The sequence below is a fragment of the Dactylosporangium darangshiense genome, from assembly GCF_039537565.1.
In the GTDB taxonomy this organism is placed as follows: Bacteria; Actinomycetota; Actinomycetes; order Mycobacteriales; family Micromonosporaceae; genus Dactylosporangium; species Dactylosporangium darangshiense.
Window position 1 is genome coordinate 68,522 of the sequence record NZ_BAABAT010000043.1, and the last position, 22,391, is coordinate 90,912.

The 22,391-nt window shown below is 70.4% G+C and carries 21 protein-coding genes; 15 read left to right on the forward strand and 6 right to left on the reverse strand.

The window, feature by feature from the left end; genetic code table 11:
• Window positions 1–255: 255 nt before the first annotated feature.
• The 3 genes from ABD901_RS45830 (at window position 256) to ABD901_RS45840 (ending at window position 4,305) form a co-directional block, all read left to right on the forward strand.
• A complete protein-coding gene (locus ABD901_RS45830; protein ID WP_345137916.1) occupies window positions 256–474 on the forward strand; it encodes a hypothetical protein in 219 nt (72 codons plus the stop codon).
• 263 nt (window positions 475–737) lie between these two features.
• Entirely contained in the window at window positions 738–2,813 is a 2,076-nt protein-coding gene (locus tag ABD901_RS45835; protein WP_345137918.1) for a family 43 glycosylhydrolase, read from the forward strand.
• Between the two features lie 16 nt (window positions 2,814–2,829).
• A complete protein-coding gene (locus tag ABD901_RS45840) occupies window positions 2,830–4,305 on the forward strand; it encodes a non-reducing end alpha-L-arabinofuranosidase family hydrolase (RefSeq protein ID WP_425556808.1) in 1,476 nt (491 codons plus the stop codon).
• 65 nt (window positions 4,306–4,370) lie between these two features.
• On the opposite strand, the gene ABD901_RS45845 is transcribed toward ABD901_RS45840, so the two are convergent.
• The gene (locus ABD901_RS45845) at window positions 4,371–4,850 is read right to left on the reverse strand and encodes a YcxB family protein (protein ID WP_345137922.1); all 480 of its coding nucleotides are present in this window, start codon (window positions 4,848–4,850) and stop codon (window positions 4,371–4,373) included.
• An 87-nt stretch (window positions 4,851–4,937) separates the two neighbouring features.
• Here ABD901_RS45845 and yidD point away from each other — a divergent pair, with 87 nt between their 5' ends.
• The 3 genes from yidD (at window position 4,938) to ABD901_RS45860 (ending at window position 7,284) form a co-directional block, all read left to right on the forward strand.
• The gene (gene yidD, locus ABD901_RS45850; protein ID WP_345137924.1) at window positions 4,938–5,333 is read left to right on the forward strand and encodes a membrane protein insertion efficiency factor YidD; all 396 of its coding nucleotides are present in this window, start codon (window positions 4,938–4,940) and stop codon (window positions 5,331–5,333) included.
• Between the two features lie 162 nt (window positions 5,334–5,495).
• Window positions 5,496–6,260: a tryptophan 2,3-dioxygenase family protein gene (locus ABD901_RS45855; protein ID WP_345137925.1), complete on the forward strand. Its 765-nt coding sequence runs from the start codon at window positions 5,496–5,498 to the stop codon at window positions 6,258–6,260.
• Entirely contained in the window at window positions 6,253–7,284 is a 1,032-nt protein-coding gene (locus ABD901_RS45860; RefSeq protein WP_345137927.1) for a methyltransferase, read from the forward strand. Before ABD901_RS45855 ends, ABD901_RS45860 begins: the two co-directional genes overlap by 8 nt.
• 4 nt (window positions 7,285–7,288) lie before the next feature.
• Here the strand turns inward: ABD901_RS45860 and ABD901_RS45865 are convergent, their stop codons facing one another.
• Together ABD901_RS45865 and ABD901_RS45870 are read right to left on the reverse strand one after the other, a co-directional pair.
• On the reverse strand, window positions 7,289–8,611 hold the full coding sequence (locus ABD901_RS45865; RefSeq protein WP_345137929.1) for a pyridoxal phosphate-dependent aminotransferase: 1,323 nt from the start codon (window positions 8,609–8,611) through the stop codon (window positions 7,289–7,291).
• A gap of 46 nt (window positions 8,612–8,657) precedes the next feature.
• Window positions 8,658–9,488 (reverse strand): SAM-dependent methyltransferase, encoded by an 831-nt coding sequence (locus tag ABD901_RS45870; RefSeq protein ID WP_345137931.1) that lies wholly within the window; start codon window positions 9,486–9,488, stop codon window positions 8,658–8,660.
• A gap of 208 nt (window positions 9,489–9,696) precedes the next feature.
• Between ABD901_RS45870 and ABD901_RS45875 the strand changes: the two genes are divergently transcribed.
• Entirely contained in the window at window positions 9,697–10,272 is a 576-nt protein-coding gene (locus tag ABD901_RS45875; protein ID WP_345137933.1) for a GNAT family N-acetyltransferase, read from the forward strand.
• 76 nt (window positions 10,273–10,348) lie between these two features.
• On the opposite strand, the gene ABD901_RS45880 is transcribed toward ABD901_RS45875, so the two are convergent.
• The gene (locus tag ABD901_RS45880) at window positions 10,349–11,755 is read right to left on the reverse strand and encodes a carbohydrate-binding protein (protein ID WP_345137935.1); all 1,407 of its coding nucleotides are present in this window, start codon (window positions 11,753–11,755) and stop codon (window positions 10,349–10,351) included.
• A 301-nt stretch (window positions 11,756–12,056) separates the two neighbouring features.
• Window positions 12,057–12,314, reverse strand: a complete 258-nt coding sequence (locus ABD901_RS45885) for a hypothetical protein (RefSeq protein ID WP_345137937.1) — start codon at window positions 12,312–12,314, stop codon at window positions 12,057–12,059.
• 719 nt (window positions 12,315–13,033) lie between these two features.
• On the opposite strand from ABD901_RS45885, the gene ABD901_RS45890 reads away from it, so the two are divergent.
• The 3 genes from ABD901_RS45890 (at window position 13,034) to ABD901_RS45900 (ending at window position 16,564) form a co-directional block, all read left to right on the forward strand.
• Window positions 13,034–14,653: a Na+/H+ antiporter gene (locus tag ABD901_RS45890; RefSeq protein ID WP_345137938.1), complete on the forward strand. Its 1,620-nt coding sequence runs from the start codon at window positions 13,034–13,036 to the stop codon at window positions 14,651–14,653.
• 238 nt (window positions 14,654–14,891) lie between these two features.
• Window positions 14,892–16,079 carry a molybdopterin-dependent oxidoreductase gene (locus tag ABD901_RS45895; protein ID WP_345137940.1) on the forward strand — a complete coding sequence of 396 codons (1,188 nt, stop codon included), beginning with the start codon at window positions 14,892–14,894 and terminating at the stop codon, window positions 16,077–16,079.
• 2 nt (window positions 16,080–16,081) lie between these two features.
• Window positions 16,082–16,564: a hypothetical protein gene (locus tag ABD901_RS45900; protein WP_345137942.1), complete on the forward strand. Its 483-nt coding sequence runs from the start codon at window positions 16,082–16,084 to the stop codon at window positions 16,562–16,564.
• A gap of 33 nt (window positions 16,565–16,597) precedes the next feature.
• Here ABD901_RS45900 and ABD901_RS45905 read toward each other — a convergent pair whose 3' ends face one another.
• Window positions 16,598–17,641, reverse strand: coding sequence for an NAD-dependent epimerase/dehydratase family protein (locus tag ABD901_RS45905; protein WP_345137944.1), 1,044 nt, complete (start codon window positions 17,639–17,641; stop codon window positions 16,598–16,600).
• A 110-nt stretch (window positions 17,642–17,751) separates the two neighbouring features.
• On the opposite strand from ABD901_RS45905, the gene ABD901_RS45910 reads away from it, so the two are divergent.
• The 5 genes from ABD901_RS45910 (at window position 17,752) to ABD901_RS45930 (ending at window position 22,299) form a co-directional block, all read left to right on the forward strand.
• The gene (locus ABD901_RS45910; RefSeq protein ID WP_345137946.1) at window positions 17,752–18,405 is read left to right on the forward strand and encodes a glycosyltransferase family 2 protein; all 654 of its coding nucleotides are present in this window, start codon (window positions 17,752–17,754) and stop codon (window positions 18,403–18,405) included.
• Entirely contained in the window at window positions 18,402–19,091 is a 690-nt protein-coding gene (locus tag ABD901_RS45915) for a TIGR04282 family arsenosugar biosynthesis glycosyltransferase (protein ID WP_345137948.1), read from the forward strand. Before ABD901_RS45910 ends, ABD901_RS45915 begins: the two co-directional genes overlap by 4 nt.
• 58 nt (window positions 19,092–19,149) lie before the next feature.
• Entirely contained in the window at window positions 19,150–20,439 is a 1,290-nt protein-coding gene (locus ABD901_RS45920; RefSeq protein WP_345137950.1) for a glycosyltransferase 87 family protein, read from the forward strand.
• 179 nt (window positions 20,440–20,618) lie between these two features.
• Complete coding sequence (locus ABD901_RS45925; RefSeq protein WP_345137952.1) at window positions 20,619–21,749, forward strand: MFS transporter; 1,131 nt, start codon at window positions 20,619–20,621, stop codon at window positions 21,747–21,749.
• Window positions 21,750–22,002: 253 nt separating this feature from the next.
• Window positions 22,003–22,299, forward strand: coding sequence for a DUF1540 domain-containing protein (locus ABD901_RS45930; protein ID WP_345137954.1), 297 nt, complete (start codon window positions 22,003–22,005; stop codon window positions 22,297–22,299).
• The last annotated feature ends 92 nt before the right edge of the window (window positions 22,300–22,391 follow it).

Genomic DNA, 22,391 nt, shown 5'->3' on the forward strand with positions numbered 1-22,391 from the left:
ACCACCGGGATGTGCAGCCCACTGCCCAGGTCGAAGTTGACGCCGACGTTCGGCCGGTCGGCGAGCTCGGCGGTGCGCTCGTCCACCAGCCGCGCGAAGCACAGCGGGAACGCGGCGTGCTGCCGCGCGACCGCCGCGACCAGCAGGTCGGGCAGGCCGACCGGCCGGCGCAGCTGCCAACTGAGCCCGCGCGCCGCCGCGATGGCCGCGTCCGACCTCGACCTTCACCACGCTGTATGCGGCCGGGATGGTGGCGTGCGACAGCGTGCCGCGGCCGGCCTGCCGCCCCACTTGGTGCCGAGCCTGTTCGTCGCGATCGATCGGCTGCCGCTCACCGTGACCGGCAAGGTCGACGGGGAAGCGCTGGGCAGGGCCGTTCGGCGCATCGACCATGCGGGCGGCCTCGGCGTAACACAAATTCGTCAGGAAAGTGCCGTGAGAATCAGCGGCGAAAAGTGTTATGGGCATGCCTGAATAGAGGTCGCACATCCATGGAAATGAAATTTTCCGGAAGTTCTCGGTCGGTGATGCAACGGCTCTGAGCTGGCGTTTGCCCGGCATCGGGCGTGCCGGAATGACTGCTTGGGCCGGTGCCTGGTCTTGCGGGTTCCGAAACATTCTGGCAATCTCGCGGTCCTGCATGTGAGCGTTCCCGCCACCAGTCATTTGCCGCTGGCCCACCGGATGCGGATCGACTTGTGAACGCTCACAAATGCGCGTCCGGAAGGAATGTCCTCATGCAGATCCGAACACGCCGCCGATCGGCCGTGCTCGCCGCCGTCGTCACCGCGATCGCTGCCGGCGTCGTTGTTGCGATCAACGCGACGGCCGCGTCGGCGGCGACCGTCGACACCAGCGCCTGGTACGAACTCGTCAACCGCAACTCCGGCAAGGCCCTCGACGTGTGCGGGGTGTCCACTGCGGACGGTGCCTGCATTCAGCAGTACACGCGGTCTGGTGGGCAGAACCAGCAGTGGCAGTTCGTCGACTCGGGCGGCGGCTACTACCGGCTGAAGGCCCGCCACTCCGGCAAGGTCCTGGACGTCTACAACCTGTCGACCGCGGACGGCGCCAAGCTCGTGCAGTGGACGGACGGCAACGGCACCAACCAGCAGTTCCGCCTCGCCGACTCCGACAGCGGCTACGTGCGGCTGATCAACCGAAACTCCAGCAAGGCCGTCGAGGTCCAGAACGCCTCCACCGCCGACGGCGGGGCCGTCGTGCAGTACGCCGACTGGGGCGGCACCAACCAGCAATGGCAACTCGTCCGCGTCGGCAGCACGCCCACCTCGACACCGCCGGCCACCACGCCGCCCGGGCAGTTCACGAACCCGATCGTGTGGCAGGACTTCGCCGACGGCGACATCATCCGGGTCGGCGATGCGTACTACTACTCGGCGTCGACCATGCACTACTCGCCCGGCGCGCCGATCCTGCGCTCCTACGACCTCGTGCACTGGGAGTACGCCGGGCACTCGGTGCCGAGCCTCGACTTCGACTCGAGCGCCTACAACCTCAGCGGCGGCCGCGCCTACGTCAAGGGCATCTGGGCTTCGGCGTTCAACTACCGCGCCAGCACCAGCACGTACTACTGGCTCGGCTGTGTGGAGTTCAACCGCACCTACGTGTACACCGCCGCATCCGTCGACGGCACCTGGCAGAAGCGGTCGCGGATCAACAACTGCTACTACGACGCCGGGCTGCTCGTCGACGACAACGACACCATGTACGTCGCCTACGGCAACACCACGCTCAGCGTCGCGCAGCTGTCCGCCGACGGGCTCAGCGAGGTTCGCCACCAGCAGGTGTTCAGCACCCCGTCGAGCGTCGGGACGCTGGAGGGCTCCCGCTTCTACAAGCGCGGCGGCTACTACTACATCTGGGTCACCAAGCCCGCCAACGGCCAGTACGTGCTGCGCTCGACGAGCCCCTGGGGGCCGTACGAGATGCGGCAGGTGCTGCTGAACATGCCCACGCCCGTCTCCGGCGCCGGCATCCCGCACCAGGGCGGCCTCGTGCAGACCCAGAACGGCGACTGGTACTACGCGGCCTTCGTCGACGCCTACCCCGGCGGCCGGATCCCCGTGCTGGCCCCGATCAGCTGGAGCGGCGACGGCTGGCCGAGCATCCAGACCGTGGGCGGCGGCTGGGGCGCCACCTACCCGGCCCCGAACATCCAGACCGCCAAGACCGTCAAGCCGATGACCGGCTCGGACTCCTTCACCGCGACCACGCTCGGCCCGCAGTGGGAGTGGAACCACAACCCCGACAACACGAAATGGTCGTCCGGCAACGGCCTGCGGCTGCAGACCGCGACCGTCACGAACGACCTCTACAACGCCCGCAACACCTTGACCCGTCGCATCCAAGGCCCGACGTCCACCGCCACCGTCGAGCTCGACGCGTCCGCGATGGCCGACGGCGACCGCACCGGCCTGGCCCTGCTGCGGGACTCCTCGGCCTGGATCGGCCTGCAACGCGACGGCAGCAGTACCCGCATCACGATGGTCAACGGCCTGACGATGGACTCGAACTGGAACACCACCGGCACCGGCACCGAAGCGGCCGGCGCCACCGTCTCGGGCAGCCACGTCTGGCTGCGGGCCACCGCCGACATCCGGCCCGGCTCCGGGCGCCAGGCCCGGTTCTCGTACAGCACCGACGGCACGAACTTCACCACGCTGGGCCCCGCGTTCACGCTCGGCAACGCCTGGCAGTTCTTCATGGGGTACCGCTTCGCCGTCTTCAACTACGCCACCAGGTCGCTCGGCGGCGCCGTCACCGTCCGCCGCTTCGACCTGACCACACCCTGAGGTTCACAAGGAGAGTATGAACATGAAGGCCATCGGCGCCGCGCTCGCGGCGACGGTCGTGGCCGCCGGACTGGTGGTCGCCATCAACGCGACCACCGCCTCGGCGGCGACCGTCGACACGTCGGCGTGGTACACCCTCGTCAATCGCAACTCCGGCAAGGCCCTCGACGTGTGCGGGGTGTCCACTGCGGACGGTGCCTGTATCCAGCAGTACACGCGGTCTGGTGGGCAGAACCAGCAGTGGCAGTTCGTCGACTCGGGCGGCGGCTACTACCGGCTGAAGGCCCGCCACTCCGGCAAGGTCCTGGACGTCTACAACCTGTCGACCGCGGACGGCGCCAAGCTCGTGCAGTGGACGGACGGCAACGGCACCAACCAGCAGTTCCGCCTCGCCGACTCCGACAGCGGCTACGTCCGGCTGATCAACCGCAACTCCAGCAAGGCCGTCGAGGTCCAGAACGCCTCCACCGCCGACGGCGGCGCCGTCGTGCAGTACACCGACTGGGGCGGCACCAACCAGCAATGGCAACTCGTCCGCGTCGACGGCACCACCCCTTCGCCCAGCTCCACCGGCTCTGCTCCGACGTGCACGCTGCCGTCGACGTATCGCTGGACGTCGACGGGCGCGCTGGCGAACCCGAAGTCGGGGTGGGTCTCGCTCAAGGACTTCACCAACGTCGTGTACAACGGCAAGCACCTCGTCTACGCCACGACGCACGACACCGGTTCGACGTGGGGCTCGATGAACTTCGGCCTCTTCACCAACTGGTCCGACATGGCCTCGGCCGGCCAGAACACGATGTCGTTCGGCGCGGTGGCGCCCACGCTGTTCTACTTCGCCCCAAAGAACGTCTGGGTGCTGGCCTACCAGTGGGGCGGCACCGCGTTCTCGTACCGGACGTCGAGTGACCCTTCGAACGCGAATGGTTGGTCGTCGGTGCAGACGCTGTTCACGGGCAGCATCTCCGGCTCCGGAACCGGCCCGATCGACCAGACGCTCATCGGTGACAGCTCGAACATGTACCTGTTCTTCGCCGGCGACAACGGCAAGATCTACCGGGCCAGCATGCCCATCGGGAACTTCCCCGGCAGCTTCGGCTCGGCGTCGACCGTGGTCATGAGCGACTCGACGAACAACCTGTTCGAGGGGGTGCAGGTCTACAAGGTCATGGGCCAGAACCAGTACCTCATGCTCGTCGAGGCGATCGGCGCCAACGGCCGGTACTTCCGCTCGTTCACGGCCACCAGCCTGGGCGGTTCGTGGACACCGCAGGCCGCCAGTGAGAGCAACCCGTTCGCCGGCAAGGCCAACAGCGGCGCCACCTGGACCAACGACATCAGCCACGGCGATCTGGTGCGCAGCAACCCGGACCAGACCATGACCGTGGACCCGTGCAACCTGCAGCTGCTGTACCAGGGCCGCGCCACCAACTCGGGCGGCGACTACGGTCTGCTGCCCTACCGGCCGGCCGTGCTGACCCTGCAGCGCTAGCCGACTGATTTCCGTGCTGATCGGTGGTCGTAGGCGGTCAAAGATCGCCTACGACCACCGCTCGGTCACTTCCAGGCGGGTCGCAGCCCGTCGACGAACGCTGCGAACTCGGCCCGCTGCTCATCGGTCATCGGGTCCTTCGGGATCGTCAACGCCTGCATCTTGCCGAACATGGCGTACCAGACCTCCGGGGTTTCGATGATGCGGTCGAGGCCGGCCCACCGGAACCGCGACTCGGCGAGCGGGTAGCTCATGGTCGCCCACTCGTCGTCCAGCGTCATGTGGAACCCGTCCCTGATGACGTTGGACTGCATCCGTACCGACCGAGCCACCGTGATAGGCCCGATCGCGAAGACGAACAGCAGCCCGAGGACCACGATCCCGTAGGCCACCGCCGTTGACGGATCCAGCGCCAGCACACCGAGGCCGAGGACGATCAGCACCCCGCCCATGATGCGGATGCGTTTCATCTGCGGACGAAGGATGAACTGCAGTGTGCGACGCAGCCGTCGCTCATCGTAGGGCACCCAAACGGAGATTCGCATCGCCGTATCCTAGATCTTCGCGGACTCATCGACGGACTGTTGACAACGGTCTTGATCATTCGGCGACGCGCCAACACAATGCCGCACGTGGACTCGGAGGAGATGCGGCCCGGCCGGCGGCGCTGGTGGAACGACGTACCGAACTGCGACTGCGACGGTTGCGATGGCCTCGACGGCTGCGATTGCAACCCGTTCATGCTGGCTTCGTTGCTGCTCGGTGCGCTGGCGATCACGACGCCGACGAGGAAACCACGGCGGGACGCCAGCCTGCCGGGCCGCGCCGGCATGGCGGCCATCCGCGGCTACCAGCGCTGGCTGTCGGCCCACCTGCCGACGCGCTGCCGACAGGTTCCGACGTGCAGCAACTACGGGATGGAAGCGGTACGACGGTACGGGCTGGTCGTCGGCTCCCGCCTCACCGCCGCCCGCATCCGCCGCTGCAACTCGTCAACACCGCGGGGCACCCACGACCCGGTCCCGTAGCTGGTCGCTCGTCGTCATCGCAGCATTTTGCAGCGATAAACGGCTATTTAAATCTAAGATACTTCATAGATGTACGGCAATTAAAAAACGAGGCTTTTTGTCCCTGTGCTGCGACTCAGATATCGTTGGATGTCAACGGAGACGGGAAGGGCCTGCTGAATCGTGTATTCGCACCTGCATCCGACCACGGGGCGCCCAAGCTACGCCGGCTATCTCCGAATTCCGGATCTCATGTCCCTGCAGCACCCCCTGACCCCACCGGACGACCTCAGGACGTTCCGCGCGGAACACTTCTTCATCGTTATTCATCAATGCAGCGAGTTACTGCTGCGCCAGACGATCCTGGAGCTCGACGCCGCGGTCGAGTGCCTGGCCACGCCGGACGGCGACGTCGAGGACTGGCTGGAGAGCGTGAGCCGGGCGACAGACTGCATGGTTACGCTGCGTCAGCACGTCGAGCTGCTCGGGCGGCTGCAGGTCGAGTGCTTCGCCGCGTTCCGTCAGCGGCTCGGCACGGCGAGCGGCGCACAGTCCGCGCACTTCCGCCGGCTGCGGACGATCCTCGGCATGAATGGCGACGGGCCCGGCCCGCTCTTCGAGGGCTACCTGCGGCTGCTCGACCGCTCCGGTCGCGTCCTGGCCGAGCTGGTCGCCGGCGGGCTGCGCGGCGACCCGATGTTCCGGATGTCCCAGGCCCTCGCAGAGCTGGCACAGGGGGTCTGGAGCTGGCAGACGACCCACGTCCACGTCGTCACCCGGATGATCGGTGACCGCCCGGGCACCGGCGGCACCACCGGCCTGGAATACCTGACGAGCCGGCTGCACACTCCGTTCCCGCAGCTGTGGGCGGCCCGCGCCGAGGCGCATGCCCGCCACGAGCAGACCCGCAGCAGCCACGCCGAGACCCACGGGGTACCCGTTGCCTAGCCGCACCGACTTCGCCGGTACGACCGCCGTCCTGTCCCTGCTGTCCGGCGCCATCACGACGCAGGTCGTTTCGGCCGGCGTCGGCCTCGGGCTGCCCGAGCACCTGAGCGACCGCCCCCGCAGTGCCGAGGACCTCGCGCGGGACACCGGCGTCGATCTGCCCAACCTGCTGCGTATCGTGCGGGCCTGGGCGGCGTTCGGCCTGCTCGCCATCGACGACGCCGGCGAGCTGCGGCAGACGCCGCTGACGCCGCTCCTGCGCCGGGACACACCCGGCTCGCTGCACCACCGGTCGCTGCAGCTCGGCCACCCCGACCTGTTCCGGGTGTTCGAAGGGCTCGGCACCGCGCTGCTCGACGGCGGTTGCGCGTTCGAGGCGGCACACCAGCGCACGATGTACGAGTTCTTCGGCGACCGTCCGCCGCTCGGGGAGCTGTTCGTGCGGGACCTGTCCGCCAACTCCGTCGGCATCGGCGACGAGCTCGCCCGTGCGTATGGCTTCTCGGACGTGTCCACCGTCGTCGACATCGGCGGCGGCGACGGCCGGATGCTGACCCGGCTGCTGCACGCCTGGCCGCACCTGCGCGGCACCGTCTTCGAGCGGGCCGAGGTGCGGCCGGCGGCGCAGCGGCTCCTCGACGCGGAAGGCATGGCGGACCGGTGCGCGGTCGTCACCGGCGACTTCTTCGCGGGCGTGCCGGCCGGGCACGACGTCTACCTGCTGAAGTACGTCCTGCAGGACTGGGGCGACGCGGAGGCGACCGCGCTGCTGCGGTCATGCCGGGCGGCGATGGGGGACGGGGGCCGCCTGCTGATCCTCGAGCAGATCGTCCCCGACCGGCCCACGGCAACGCCCCGTGCACAGTCGGCGGTCCTCGACGACCTGCTGGTGTTCTCGTTCACCGGCGGCGGCAACCGCACCATGAGCGAGCTGGCGGCGCTCGTCCACAGCGCGGGCCTGGCGATCCGCGAGCCCGCGACCCGGCTGCCGCAGGTCGACGTCGTCGAGTGCGTTCCCGCATAAGACTTCAGTGGTAGCGGATCCCGGCGTCCTCGAGCCGTCGGATCGCCTCGACGACGACGTCCTCGCCTCCGCCCAGGTACGCCCGCAGGAACGGCACGCCGGCGTCGGTGCCGTCGATCGTGATCGACGCGTGCGAGAACAGCAGTCCGGTGCGCTCCAGCAGGTCGCGGCGCCAGGCGTCGACGCCGTCCGGCCGGGTGCGGAACGCGGGTGGCACCGCGACCAGGAAGTATGGCGTCGTGGTCCCGGCGGCGGTGAGCTCCCGGGGCCAGCCCAGCCCGACCAGCGACTTGGCCCACAGGGAGCGATGGTGGCCGAGGGCGGCGCGCAGTCCGGCGAGGTAGCGTGCGCACGCGGGGTCGGCCAGCCAGCGCGCCATCGCCCACTGCCGGCGCGCCCCGCGCGGGAAGGCCCACTGGATGGTGTGTCGCGCGATGGCGCGCAACGTCTTGGGGTGGGCCATGACGGTACCGATGCCCCAGTCGTCGCAGGTGAACACCTTGCCGAACGACTCCACGCGGCACCACCGGCGCCGTGCCCGCTCCGGCGCGTCGGCGCGCGCGAAGTAGCCGAGCAGGGCCGCTGGCGCGCAGACCTCGTCGGCGTCGTCGGTCACCACCCGGCGGTAGGCGTCGTCAAGCAGGATTCCCGCAGCACGGGCGGTGGCCGCCTCGAACAGCGTCGCCAGCACGCTCTCCGGCCAGATCGCGCCCGTCGGGTTGTGCTGCGTGTTCACCACGACCAGCGCGAGCCGTCGGCTGGGGTCGGCGTCCAGCGTGGCCAGCGCGCGCTCGATGTCGGCCGGGTCGGGGATCCAGGCGTGTTCGGCGCGCAGCGGCCAGTACGCCATCTCGTAGCCAAGCGGCTCGAACACGCCGGCGTAGTCCCACGTCGGGTAGGCGCACAACACCGCCGGGGTCCGGCCGTCGCCGTCGGCGTCGAGCAGGTGCCTGGCGAAGTCGCCCATGATGCCGCGGGTACCGGTGCCGGAGGTGAGATGCAGATCGAAGTCCTCGCCGGGGCTCGCGTGCCGGTCCAGCCGCTCGGACCGTACGGTGTCCGCCGCGATCGACCGGCGCGCCTCGGGCAGGCCGGCCGGCGTCCGGCTGTAGCCTGCGAGGTACTGCGGTGCCTGCTGTTCGTATGCCGCCAGTCCAGCTGGCAACGCCCCACCGAGCAGGTAAGGGTCCCCGATCGACATCGGCAGTGGTGGCAGGGTGTGCCCAGCCCGCCGATATCGGTCGAGCATCCGCGCATCGTCGGTGGTACCGACGTCGGGATCGTCCATCAGGCCGGCGAGAGGCGGCAACCGTAACACCTGCACCATGATGGCAGGTGCATTTAACGATGTCGATGGATGACGCGCTTCGGGATCAGGGGATCTGTGCGACGGCGGCGTAACCAGAGATGTCAACGAAGCTCGGACGCGGCTGCGACTCGTTGTCGGCGCGCCACTCAGCAACCGAGACGATTCCCGGCGGCAGGATGTCGAGTCCCTCGAAGAACCGGGCGAACTCCGCTCGGCTGCGGGGCCGGGACTTCGGGTTGCCTCGGGCATTGGCGGCCTCGAGGGCGGCGACGGTGTCGGGGGGCAGCGGGTCGTAGGTGGCTTGTGCCACCACCAGGTAGCTGCCGCGCGGCAGCGCTTCGACCAGCCGGCGGACGATCCCGTAGGGATCATCCTCGTCCAGGATGAAGTGCATGACCGCGACCAGCATCAACGCCACGGGCTGGGAGAAGTCCAGCGTGCGGTGCAGTTCCGGATCGTTGAGGATCTTCGCCGGTTCGCGCAGGTCGGCGTCGATGTAGGCGGTGGCCCCCTCTGCGGCACTGGTCAGCAGCGCCCGCGCGTGCACCAGCACCAGTGGGTCGTTGTCGACGTACACGATCCGCGACTGCGGCGCGATGGCCTGCGCGACCTGGTGGGTGTTGTTCGCGGTGGGCAAGCCGGTGCCGATGTCGAGGAACTGGCGGATGCCCGCCTCCTCGGCCAGGACGGCCACCGCCCGTCGCAGGAAGGCTCGGTTCTCCCGCACCGCGAGCCGGATGGTCGGAAACGCCGCGGCGATCGCATCTCCGGACTCCCGGTCGGCGGCGAAGTTGTCCTTGCCGCCGAGCCAGTAGTCGTATCGGCGGGCAGAGTGCGCTACCGATGTGTCCAGCCGCGACGACAGCGACGAGGACTCCTGCGTTGAGCCGGTCACTGCAGACCTCCATCCAGCGCTGTCCGCACCACCTGCACGCCGTGGCGGTCGGATCGGCGACGATTGCGACGATCGTACTGCCACACGATGCGGTTGGTGCCCGGGCGGTCGCGGGCGGCCGCGAACAGCCGGTTCGAGACGACGTTGTGGACCGCGTCGCGTCGTCAATTGCGTCGCGGGCCGCTTGCTGCGCGGTTAGCGTGGCGGCGTGACTTCACAGGACGTGGTGGTCCGGCCGGAACGGGCCGAGGATCAAGAGGCCGTGCGGGACGTGCACGCGCAGGCGTTCGGCGACGGCGAACGCGTGCCGACGCTGGTCGACACGCTGCGCGCCGCGAAGGCAGCGCTTGCGCCGTCGTCGCTCGTCGCCACTGTCGATGAGCGGGTGGTCGGCCACGTGATGCTCAGTGCCTGCCGGCTGGACGCCCTGCCCCGGCTCGTGGACGTGGTGTCGCTGTCGCCGCTGGGGGTGCTGCCGGAGTTCCAGGGCCAAGGGATCGGTACCCGACTGGTGGCCGCCGCCCTCGCGGAAGCCGACCGCCGCGGCATACCGCTGGTGTTCCTGGAGGGCTCACCGCACTACTACGGCAAGCGCGGCTTCGCCGACGCCACGGCATCGGCCTTCCGCCCGCCGACACTGCGCTGCCCGCCCGGCGCCTTTCAGGTCGCCAAGCTTTCCTCGTACGAGGAGTGGATGACGGGCACCTTCGTGTACTCCGACACCTTCTGGGCCCTGGACTGCGTGGGCCTGCGGGGCGAGCGCCTCGAGGCGGCCATGTCCTGACGCCACACGCGTCACTGTCGGCCCGCGGGTGAAGGAGTCTCCACCCGCGGGCCGATTCGTGTTTCGGCCAGTGTGACTAGATCGCTTGCCAGAGGCTCGGCGCGGCCGGCGGGTTCCAGTCCGGCTGCGACGTGTGGGCCTGCAGGCACCGGTAGCTGTGCCCGTTGTAGGACACGACGTCACCGACGTGGTACGCGTGGCCGGTCACCCACGGTGCGGCCGTGCTGGTGCCGCCGCCACCCGGGGGCGTGGTCGTGCCGCCGCCACCCGGTGGTGTGGTCGTGCCGCCGCCGCCACCGGTGCACGGACCATTGTCGGTCCACGGCTTGCCGTCGCCGAGGTTGAGGTTCGGCTGCTCGCCCTGGGTCCACCACTTCGCCGTGTACTTGTGGCCGTTGTAGGACACGACCGAGCCGCCGACGTAGGCGGTCGATGCGTTCCACGCGGGCGCGCTGCAGGAGCCGCCACCGCCCGGGGTGGTCGGCGGCGGGTTCGTGGTGGGCGGGAGACCGGTGCCGCCGCCGAAGAAGATCTTCGTGAAGTCGAGCGTCGCGCCGCCGAGGCCGGAGCAGTTCGGGGAGACCCCGCCGCCCGCGCACGGCTGGTCACGGCCGACCGACCAGAAGGCGAGCCGCCCGGCGCCGTTGGACTTCGCCCAGGACACGATGCTCTGCGCGTTGGCCTGGCTGACGACCTCGCCGCCGCTGTCGTTGTTGCCGATCATCGGGGTGATCCCGATGTTGGCGTAGGTGGCGCTGGTGAACCCGGCGGTGCGCGCCGCGCTCAGCGTGCCCGCCGCCGCCGTCGTCGCCGCGGCGGCCATGTCGCTCACCGGGTGGCCGTAGTCCATCGTCATCGCGTTGATGACGTCGACGTTCACGCCGTTGCTCTTGGCGGCCCGCAGGAAGTTCAGGCCGTTGCCGTCCGGGCCGTTCTCCAGCACCGGGATCGTGAGGGAGACGCTCAGGCCGGCGTTGGCGTTCTGCAGGTTCTTGATGGCCTGGAAGCGGCGGTTGATCGACGTCGTGTCGGCGATGGCGGCGCCTTCGATGTCGAAGTCGAGGTGGTCGACGTGGTAGAAGTTGATCACACTCTGGTACGCAGCGGTGAGCGAGGTGACGTTCGTGCAGGACTGGCCCAGCTCGACCCCGCCGGCGCCGCCGAACGAGATGATCACCTTGACCCCGCGCGACTGGGCCCGCTGGATGTACGGGTTGGCGGTGGAGCTGCCGATGGGCAGCGTGTCACCCCAGATCGGGGTGCAGCCGCTGCCGATGATGAAGGCGGCGGTGAAGGCGGTCAGACCGCCGGAGTTCGTCGCCGTGTCCAGCATGCCGGCACTGCCGGCGGACAGATCGACGTAGGGCGCTACCGCGTAGCCCGTGGCGGCGGAAGCGGTGCCGGTGTTCAGGGTGACGGCGACGGTCGCGCCGGCGATGACCGCCGCCGTCGCCACACCGGTCAGGAGTTTTGGTCGTCGCATGGCATCGACCTTTCGATGTACCCGGTGTACCTTAAATCTGTTAAGAAACCTGCCTTATTCGTGTGTGGCGATGAGTGTAGCCGACGGTTCGCCGATTGGTAAGACGGCGGGAGCGGAGCTTTCCTCAGGCCGGCACGACGACGCTGTGGGTGCCGATAACATCGTCCGCGCTGGTCAGGCGGCATTTCCATATTCGAGCAGGAGCCCGCCGAGCCGTTCGTGTCGGCGGACCCGCAGCTGGCTGATGAGCTGGATCGACCGCCCGCTCACCGGGACCGCCGGAACGCCATGACGGTCGTCGTCAGGCCTTCGGTACCAGCGCGGTGACCGCCTTCGTCTGCGGACCCGCCCGCTTCAGCATGGCGTCCTTCGAGACCACCGCCGACGTGTCGAAGCTCTTGATCTCGATGGACACCAGGACGACCAGCGTGCCGGTACGCATCTGGACCATGTACCAGCTGTCGGCGTGCGCGGAGGGCGAGGTGACCACGGCCGAGTGGTAGTACCCGCGGGCCTCGTCGCCGTATCCGCTGAGGGGCTTGTCGACGTAGTTCGTCACGGTGAAGCGCGTGACACCATCCGGCGTCTCGGTGACCCCGGCGTACCCGGACTGCGGCGTTGACCGACGGGTAGACCCGGAAGCTCACGTCGACCTCGACGAGCCGAGTTCCGCCGGTGACGTTGAAGTAGCAGCCCACCTCGGTTGAGCTCGCGTCCCGGTGCGTCTCCGGATGCCCGTACGTCAGGCTGGGCCGGTGCGGAGCCCAGTCGCCGAGCGAACCGAACGCAATCTTGCCGCATAGGTCAGCGTCCACGCGGTACGTCGGCCCGGCCGGCGGGGTCGGGCTCGGCGAGCTGGTGGGCCCGGGGTCCGGGCTGAGCGTGCGACCGGTGGTGGGCGACACGTCGGTCCCGCTCGGGCTCGCCGCGGCGGCCGGCAGCGAGCTGCTGGCGCCGGTAAGGGCGATCGCGCCCGCGGTCCCGCCGCCAACCAGTAGTACCGCCAGCGCCGCGATGACGTACCAGCGCCGTGGCCGGGCGCTGCGAGATTCGGCCGGGGCGCCGCCAACGGGGCCGGTGGGGGAATACGTCACGCTAACCAATGAACTGAGTACCGCCAGCGGTCCGCCAGGCTGTACTCCACCACGCCGCCTGACCGGTCGCTGTCGTGCCACATCGCCGCTACGGCGATGTGGCAACGGTGACCGCAGTCAGGTGGAGGTCACGCCCAGTAGTCCTCGCGGTGGAGCAGCGAGCCCGGGTACCGTTCGCAAGACCATGAACGGTGCCGCGTTTTCCCTGCTGGCTCTGCTTCTGGCGGCGATCGGCCTGTATGCGCTGTCGCTGCGCATCGCCGTGCCGTACCCGATCCTGCTGGTCCTCGGCGGGATGGCGATCGGGTTCGTGCCGGGCATGACCCAGGTGCGCCTGTCGCCGGAGGTGGTGCTGCAGGTATTCCTCCCGCCCCTGCTGTACCACGCCGGCTACTACAGCACCCCGCGCGAGCTGCGCAGGCATTTCCGGCCGATCGCATTGCTGTGCTTCGGCCTGGTGCTGGTGACGGCCGCCGCCGTCGCCGCCGCGGGCCATTATGTCGCCGGGCTGTCCTGGCCGGTCGCACTCGCCCTCGGCGCGATCTTGTCGCCGACCGACTCGCTCGCCGCGACCGCGATCGCGTCGCGGCTGGGGGTACCCCGGCGGGTCATCACGCTGCTCGAGGGTGAGGGCCTGTTCAACGACGCCACCGCCCTGGTGCTGTTCCGGGTCACGGTCGCGGCGGTGGTGGCCGGCACCGGGTCGTTCGACGCCGGCCGCGCCCTCGAGCAGTTCACCGTCGGCACCGCCGGCGGCGTCCTCGTGGGGCTCGGCGCCGGCTGGCTCGTCGGCGAGCTGCGCGCCCGCACCAGCGACCCGGTGGTCGGGGTGACGCTGACGATCTTCGGCGCCTACGCGGCGTACCACGCGGCCGAGCACTTCGGTTTCTCGGGCGTCCTGGGCTCCCTCGTCTGCGGCCTGTATCTCGGCTGGCGCATCCCGGCCGTCGCCACCCCGGCCAGCCGGCTGCTCGGCAAGCCCGTCTGGCAGATGATCGTGTACCTGCTCAGCGCCGCCCTGTTCCTGCTGCTCGGCCTGCAGCTGCGTCCGATGCTCGCCGCGCTCACCGACTTCCGCGCGGTCGACATCGTCGTCGTCGCGGCGCTGCTTGCCGCGGTTGTCGTGCTCACCCGCGTCGCGTGGATGCTGCTGGTACCGCACATGCTGCCCCGTGCCGAACGGCTCGTGGTCGGGTGGAGCGGCATGCGCGGCGCGGTGTCCCTCGCGGTCGCCCTCGCGCTGCCGGTGCACACCGCGTCCGGCGCCCCGTTTCCAGACCGGGAGGCGGTCATCCTCCTCGCCTTCGGCGTCGTCCTCGCCACCCTTGTCGTCCCCGGGATCACGCTGCCGATACTCATCCGGGCCACCCGGGTCGCCCGCACCGACGGCGGGGATGGCGACGCCGAGGCACGGGCCAGGCTGACCGCGACCGAGGCCGCCATGGTGCACCTCGAGCAGCTGGTCCTACGCGACGGCCTCGACCAGCGCACGGTCGGGCGGCTCGAGGACGTGTACCGGTACCGCCGCGACGAGCTGGCCAACCGGGCGGGCGTACTGCAGGACGCCGCCCACCGGCAGCGGGCCGAGCGTGCCGCGTCGCTCGAGCTCGTCGACGTACAGCGGCACACCCTCCTGCGGCTGCACCGCGAGGGCGCGATCAGCACCGACGTGCTGCACCGCATCCAACGCGAGTTCGACCTGCAACACGCGCTGCTGTTGGCGAACCCCGACGGAGGACGGCGGGAACCCCCCGGTTTCCATGGAGATCGGGCGTCGTGGCGCGGCTGGGTCAGCCGAAGGTGAACCGGCATCGGTACGTGCTGGAGCGTGCAGAGCGCGAGACCAGGTTTGCCAGCAGGCCGAGCGGGCAGTCCCTGCCGGCAACATGCCTCCGAGCAGAGGAGCGGGATTGGCCGGGGATCAGCGTAGTCCCGGTGCGGCGGGGCGCCCCGGACGCCACCTTGTCGGTGGTACTACGCCACCAGGTCCGTTCCGTCGCGGGTTCTGGCGCAGTCCGATTCGTGGTCCTTGGCTGACCTCGGTGTTCGGCCTGGTGCTGCTGGTCGGTGTCGCGGTGGTGTTCGTGACAGGTCTGCTGTCCTACGCCGCCTACAACCCGGATCTGGGCAACGACACCACGCCGGACAAGGGGTTGCTGGGGTTCTACCTGTTCGACTGGCCGACGCATCCGGCGTGGCTGTATCGGCTCACCCAGGGAGTCCACGTCACCCTCGGCGTGGCGCTCATTCCGGTGCTGCTGGCCAAGCTGTGGTCGGTCATCCCGAAGCTGTTCGACTGGCCACCCGTGCGCAGTCCCGCGCAGGCGCTGGAAAGGCTGTCGCTACTGCTGCTGGTGGGTGGCGCGATCTTCGAGTTCGTCACGGGGCTGCTCAACATCCAGGTGTTCTACGTCTTTCCCGGCTCCTTCTACAGCCTGCACTTCTACGGCGCGTGGGTGTTCATCGCCGCGTTCGTCGCCCACGTGGTCCTGCGACTCGGTCGGATGACCAGCGCCCTACGCTCCCGCGGACTCCGCGACGAACTGCGCACCGACCTGGCGCACACCCGGCCGGAGCCTCCGGACCCCGACGGCCTGGTGCCGGCCGAACCGGCCGCACCGACGATGACGCGGCGGGGTGCGGTGGCGCTGGTCGGCGCCGGGTCTCTGGCGTTGCTCGCGGTCACGGCCGGACAGAGCCTCGGCGGCTGGGCGCGGTACACGGCGTTACTGGCTCCCCGCAACCGCAACCCCGGCACCGGCCCCAACGGCTTCCAGATCAACAAGACGGCGGCTGCCGTCGGCGTCACCGCTGCGGACGTCGGCGCAGCGTGGCGGCTGGTCGTGCGGGGTGGCGACCGCGAACTGCGGCTGACCCGGGAGCAGGTGCTGGAGTTGCCGCGGCACACCGCCGCACTGCCGATCGCCTGCGTCGAAGGATGGTCCACCGAGGATCAGCACTGGAGCGGCGTCCGGCTTGCCGACCTGGCCGCCCTCGTCGGCCTGCCGGACGCGGCGAATGTCCTGGTGGAATCCGTACAGAAGACCGGGTCCTTCCGGTCCGTGGTCCTGCGCGACAACCAGATCCGCGACCCGCGGTCGCTGCTCGCCCTCCACGTGAACGGCGCCGAGCTCTCGCTCGACCACGGCTACCCCGCCCGGATCATCGTCCCGGCCAACCCCGGTGTGCACAACACCAAGTGGGTGGCCGGACTGACCTTTCGGGCCTGACCGTGGCGCGTTTCATCCGTTGGTACGGCGCGAATCCGCTGCACCTGCTCGCGCTGCTCTGCTCCGTCGCGCTGGCCGGCTACGCAGCCGTGCGACTGTTCGCCGTCCAACCCGTTGGCGTTGCCGTGTGGTTCGTCGGTGCAGCAATCGCGCACGACCTCATCCTGTTCCCGCTGTACGCCCTCGCTGACCGGTCGGCCCAATTGGTGCTGGGCCATCGCGCCGCCGACCTGCCGGCAGTTCCGTGGATCAACTACGTGCGCGTCCCGACGTTCCTGTCCGGACTGCTCCTGCTCGCCTGGTTCCCGCTGATCTTCGGGATCGTGCCCGCATTTGAGGTCACCACCGGGCTGTCACCCGGCGGCTACCTCGGTCGCTGGCTGGCGATCACCGGTCTGCTGTACGGCGCGGCAGCGTTCGCCTTCGCTCTGTCGCTGCGCCGTGCCCGCCGGGCCACCGGCTCGGCAAGCGGCGATGACGAGTGACCGCGGTCGCAAACGGGTCGCACCGGGCAGGCGTCAGGATCGCAACGGCGCGACGGCGAAGTCGCGCATCCCGTCGCTGAGCTCGGTCCGGGCGACGTAACCCAGGTCGCGCCGGGCGCGCAGCGTGGACCCGACGACGTGCCGCACGTCGCCGGCCCGGTATTCGCCGGTGACGACGGGTGCGGGGCCATGCATCGCGTCGGCCAAGGTCGCCGCCATGGTGCCCACCGTCGTCGGTGTGCCGGAGGCGATGTTGTACGGGCGGAAGCCCTCGCCGGATCCCGTCGCCGCGATGGCGAGCAGGTTGGCCTCGGCGACGTCGGCGACGTGGACGAAGTCCCGCCGCTGCGCGCCGTCCTCGAAGACCCTGGGCGGTCGGCCCGCTTCGAGGGCCGACCGGAAGATCGCTGCGACACCGCTGTACGGGGTGTCGCGCGGCATGCCGGGGCCGTACACGTTGTGGTACCGCAGGGCCACGACGCTTCCGCCGCAGGCGGCGGCCCAGGCCGATGCGAGGTGCTCCTGCGCGACCTTGGTCGCCGCGTAGACGCTGCGCGGCTGCAGCGGTGCGTCCTCATCGACCTCGCCGGGGTACATGGCGGCGGCGCAGTGCGGGCAGCACGCCTCGAACCGACCGGCGGCGAGCGCGGCGGCTGCGCGGGTGGCCGGGCGGGCGGAGCCGTGCTGGGGGCAGGTGTAGGCGCCCTCGCCGTAGACGACCATCGAGCTGGCCAGCACGAGCCGGGCGACGCCGGCGCGGGCCATGGCGGCCAGCAGGACGGCGGTGCCGAGGTCGTTGCAGCCGACGTACTCGGGCAGGTCGGCGAGGTCGGCGCCCATGCCAACCATCGCGGCCTGGTGCACTACGACGTCGACGCGGGCGAGCGCGGTAGCGACGGCGGCGGCGTCCCGTACGTCGGTGCGGACGACGGACCCGTCGACGTCATCGATGGCGGAGCGGCGGTGCGCGGCCGGGTGCAGCAGGTCGAGCACCACAGTGTCCTGCCCGGCGTCGCGGAGCTTGTCCACGACGTGCCGGCCGATGAACCCGGCGCCGCCGGTGATCAGGATCCGCACGCCTTTACGCTATGTGCCGGTCGGGGTAGGCACCGGGCGATTTCGTGGTTGGTACGTACTCATTCGTCGCTTGTACGATCTTGCGCCGCAGCCGTGGGTAGCGTCGGGACGTGCCTGATGTCGTGTTGCCGTGCCTCAACGAGGCCGCGGCGCTGCCCTGGGTCCTGTCCCGGCTGCCCGACGGCTACCGTCCGATCGTGGCCGACAACGGATCGACCGACGGCTCGACGTCGATCGCCGCGGCGCACGGTGCGACGGTCGTCCACGCGACGCCGCAAGGCTTCGGCGCGGCCGCGCACGCCGGGCTGACCGCCGCGACGGGCGACGTCGTCTGCTTCATGGACGCCGACGGTTCGTTCGACCCGGCGCAGCTGCCGCGGGTGGCGGAGCCGGTCGCGGCTGGAGCGCAGGACCTGCTGCTCGGCCGGCGCCGCCCGACGACCCGGCGCGCATGGCCGGTGCACGGGCGGCTCGGCAACGCCGTCGTGGCCTGGCGGCTCCGGCGGGCCGCCGGCGTCCGGGTCCATGACCTGGGCCCGATGCGCGCCGCCCGGCGGGAGGCACTGCTGGCGCTCGACCTGACCGACCGACGGTTCGGGTACCCGCTGGAGATGGTGGTCCGGGCGGCCGCGGCCGGCTGGCGCATCGGCGAGGTCGACGTCGACTACGCGCCGCGGACCGCGGGTGGGCGGTCGAAGGTGACCGGCACGGTGCGTGGCACCGCCCGGGCGGTCCGCGACATGCGCAGGGTGCTCGCCGGATGACCGCGTACCCGGTGCAGCTGCTGCTGTTCGCCAAGGCGCCGGTCCCCGGCTGTGTCAAGACCCGACTCTGTCCACCGTGGACACCCGAGCAGGCGGCGGCGATCGCGGCCGCCGCGATCGCCGACACCGTCGACGTCCTGTCCGCGGCGCCGGCGATCGCCCGGACCCTGGTGGCCGACGGCCCGCTACCGGCGCCGCCGGGCTGGCGTCGCCGCCACCAGCGCGGCGACGGTCTCGGTGAACGGTTGGCGGCCGCCTATGCGGACACGGCGCTGCCCGGCGTCGCCGCCCTGCTCGTCGGCATGGACACGCCGCAGTTGTACCGCGGCCACCTCGTCGCCGCCGCGCACGCTCTCGCCGACGCGGAGGCGGTACTCGGCCCGGCGGACGACGGCGGCTGGTGGGCACTCGGCCTGCGCGACCCCGCGGCGGCCCATGTCCTCGCCGGCATCCCGATGTCGACCCGGGAGACCGGCGAGTGCACGCGCGCAGCGTTCGTGGGGCTGGGCCTACGGGTGGCGGCCCTCCCCGTGCTGCGGGACGTCGATACCGCGGCCGACGCGGCCGAGGTTGCCGCCGCATGCCCGAACGGCCGGTTCGCCCGGGCGGTGACCACGATGGTGCCGGCCGGCACGCGGGCCGAACGGACGGAGGCCGACCGATGGTCCGCTCGCCTGACACTCTGACCACCCTCGCGTTCGGGGCATCTCGCGCCCGGCATGACGATCCCGGCCGGGGCGGACCGTGACCCGGCTGCTCACGGCGTCGGCCTGCCTCGTCGCCATGCCGGCCCTGCTGTTGCTGCCGGGCCGATGGTATTTGCTGATGTGGTTGCCGTTCGCGGTCGGCGCCCGCCTGGTGCTCGGCCTTCACCGCCGGACCGCGCTCACACTGGTCCTGCTCGGTGGTGCCGCGCTGCCACTCAGCGCCGCGCTGCACCCGCCGAACAGCAGTGACGACATGTACCGCTACATCTGGGACGGCCGCGTCCAGCTCACCGGCACCGACCCGTACCGGTATCCGCCCGCCGCACCGCAGCTTGCGCAGCTCCGCGACGACTTCCTCTGGCCGGCCGCCTCGAACTGGTGCGTTCCCGGCGGCTGCACGCTGATCAACCGGCCCGAGGTGCCGACGATCTACCCGCCCGTCGCCGAGGCCGTCTTCGCCGGCGTGACGGCCGTGACACCCGCCGGCAGCCGGGAACGGCCGATGCAGCTGACGATGGCCGGGTTCGCGTTCGGGCTCGGTGCCTTTCTTTGGTACGGGCTGCGTCTGCTCGGCCGCGACCCCCGCCGGGCGGTGCTGTGGGCCTGGTGCCCGCTGGTCGCGTTGGAGGCCGGAAACAACGCGCACGTGGAGGTGGTCGCGGTCGCCTTCACGGCGGTCGCGGTACTGGTGCTGACCCGGGCCCGGACCGGGGGAGCGGCGGCGCTCGGCGGTGCCGCCCTTGGGCTGGCGGTCGCCACCAAACTGACCCCCGCGCTGCTCGCACCGGTATTGGCGCGGCGCCGGCCCGTCGCCGTCGGGCTCGGCGTGGCCGGGGCACTCTGCGCCGTCTACCTGCCGCACGTGCTGGCCGTCGGCCCCGGCGTCCTGGGCTACCTGCCGGGCTACCTGCACGAGGAGGGGTACGCCGACGGCTCTCGCTTCGCCCTGCTCGACCTGGTGCTGCCCGACCACCTCGTGCGCCCGGTCGCGGTCGTGGTCCTGGCCACCGTGGCGGTGGTCGTCCTGCGGACCGTCGAGGAAGACGAGCCGTGGCGGGCCGGCGCCGCGATGGTGGGCGCGGCGCTGCTGGTCACCGCGCCGACCTACCCGTGGTACGCGATGGTGCTGGTCATGCTCGTTGCGTACGGCGCGTCGACGGCCTGGTTCGCCCTCGCCGTCGCGGCATACCTGGCGCAGTTCGCCCCGCAGGTCGGCCTCGCCACCCACGACGGCCAGCGGATCGGCTACGCCGTGGCGCTCGTCGCGGTCGTGGTGGGCCTGTTGCGCGGCCGCCCGGTGATGCGACCACGCCGAGGTCAGGTCTAGGGTCGGGCCCTCGCAGCCGCCCCAGCCAGGCTCCCGGATGACGGAGGACCGCCGGGTGGAGTGCGCACCTTGGGCCCGCGAGGAAGGATGGCGACGACATGCCGACGATCACGGCCCGGGCCGACCAGCCTGCGAACGGTCGCATATGGCCCTTACTGGCGGCGGCGGCAGTCTTCGCGGTGACCATGGTGGGGACCACGCTTCCCACGCCCCTGTATCGGCTGTACCAGCACCGGTTCGGGTTCGGCAGCGTCACGACGACCGTCGTCTTCGCGACGTACGCCGTCGGGGTGATCGCCGCGCTGCTGGTCTGCGGCCGGTGGTCGGACCAGGTGGGCCGGCGCCCGATGTTGCTGGCAGCCGTCCTGCTGTCCGCGCTGAGCGCGGTCGCGTTCCTGCTCGCCGGGGGACTCCCACTGCTGTTCGTAGGGCGGGTGCTCTCGGGTCTCTCCGCGGGCGTCATCACCGGAACGGCGACCGCCGCGATCGTCGAACTGGCCCCGCCCAGGCACAGCAGCGCCGCGCCGCTCGTCGCCACCGTCGCCAACATGGGCGGGCTCGGCTGCGGCCCGCTGCTGGCCGGGATTCTCGCCCAGTACGCCCAGCGACCGCTGTGGACGCCCTTCGCCGTCGACCTCGGTCTGCTGGCGGTCGTCGGCGTGCTGGTGCGGCTGCTGCCGGAAACTGTGCGGGTGTCGAGTCCGGTGCGGCTGCGCCCGCAGACCGTCCGCGTTCCCCGGTCGGCGCGCGGCGCCTTCGTGCCCGCGGCCATCGCCGGCTTCGCCGGGTTCGCGACCCTGGGCCTGTTCACGGCCGTCTCCCCGACCTTCATGGCACAACTGCTCGGCGAGAACAACATCGCGCTGTCCGGGCTGGTGGTCTTCGTGCTGTTCGCCGCCTCGGCAGCCGGCCAGATCACCACGGTGCGGGTCCGCGGCCGCCGGGCGCTGGCGGCCGGCTGCGTCGTCCTCACCGGCGGCATGATCCTGGTCGCGGCGGCCATGCTCGCAGGCTCGCTGCTCCTGCTGGTCGTGGGGGCCGTTGTCACCGGCATCGGCCAGGGAATGGGATTCCGTGCGGCCGTCACCATGGTGAGCGAGCAAAGCGAGCCGCAACGGCGCGGAGAGATCACCTCGGCGTTGTTCGTCGTGCTGTACGTCGCGATCTCCGTGCCGGTCGTCGGCGTCGGCGTGCTCGCGCAGGCCGCGGGGCTGCAGACCGCGGGCGTTGTCTTCGCCGTGTGCGTGGGCGTGGTCGCACTCATCGCCGCGGTGCTGGTAACGCGAGAGCCCGCACAGCGGCGACGGTGACCAGGTGGTACGGCCGTTTGTTACGTTTCCGACCGCACAAAAACAAAGCATAGCCTTACCTTCGGGCCCGAGACGCTACAGCGATTTCCTCGAGAATTTCGCAGCATCCGGTCACCAAAGGTGAAACAGGTGAGATGCCACCCTCAGCCATCTTGCGTAACCCAGGAACTACCGAACGCCGGGCCATTTCCTAACTATTCTTGAACTCGATCGCGCCTCGGTCGATCCGAGGTGAGAACAATGAGGGGGAACCATGAAGACGCTTTTGCAGATGCCCGCCGTGCGAGAATGCGCCGCCGTCACGTGCAGTTTCAACGACGGTGGTTGTCACGCCCCGGCCGTGACGGTCGCGGCGGCCGGCACGGCGGCGTCCTGCGCGACCTTCGTCGAGTCGTCGGAGCGCGGCGGGATCGCGGAGATCACCGGCAGCATCGGCGCGTGCGCCCGCACTGACTGTGTCCACAACACCAACCTGGCCTGCGCGGCGCCCTCCGTCCAGGTCGGCCCGGGCGCCACGGCCAGCGACTGCCTGACCTACGAGCGGGCCTGACCCAGGCATCGCAGGCCCCTGCGGGTTCCGTTGTCCAGCGGTCGCCGCGTCACACTTGAAGCAGTTGGTGTGGTGGGGGTTCCGGTGACGCG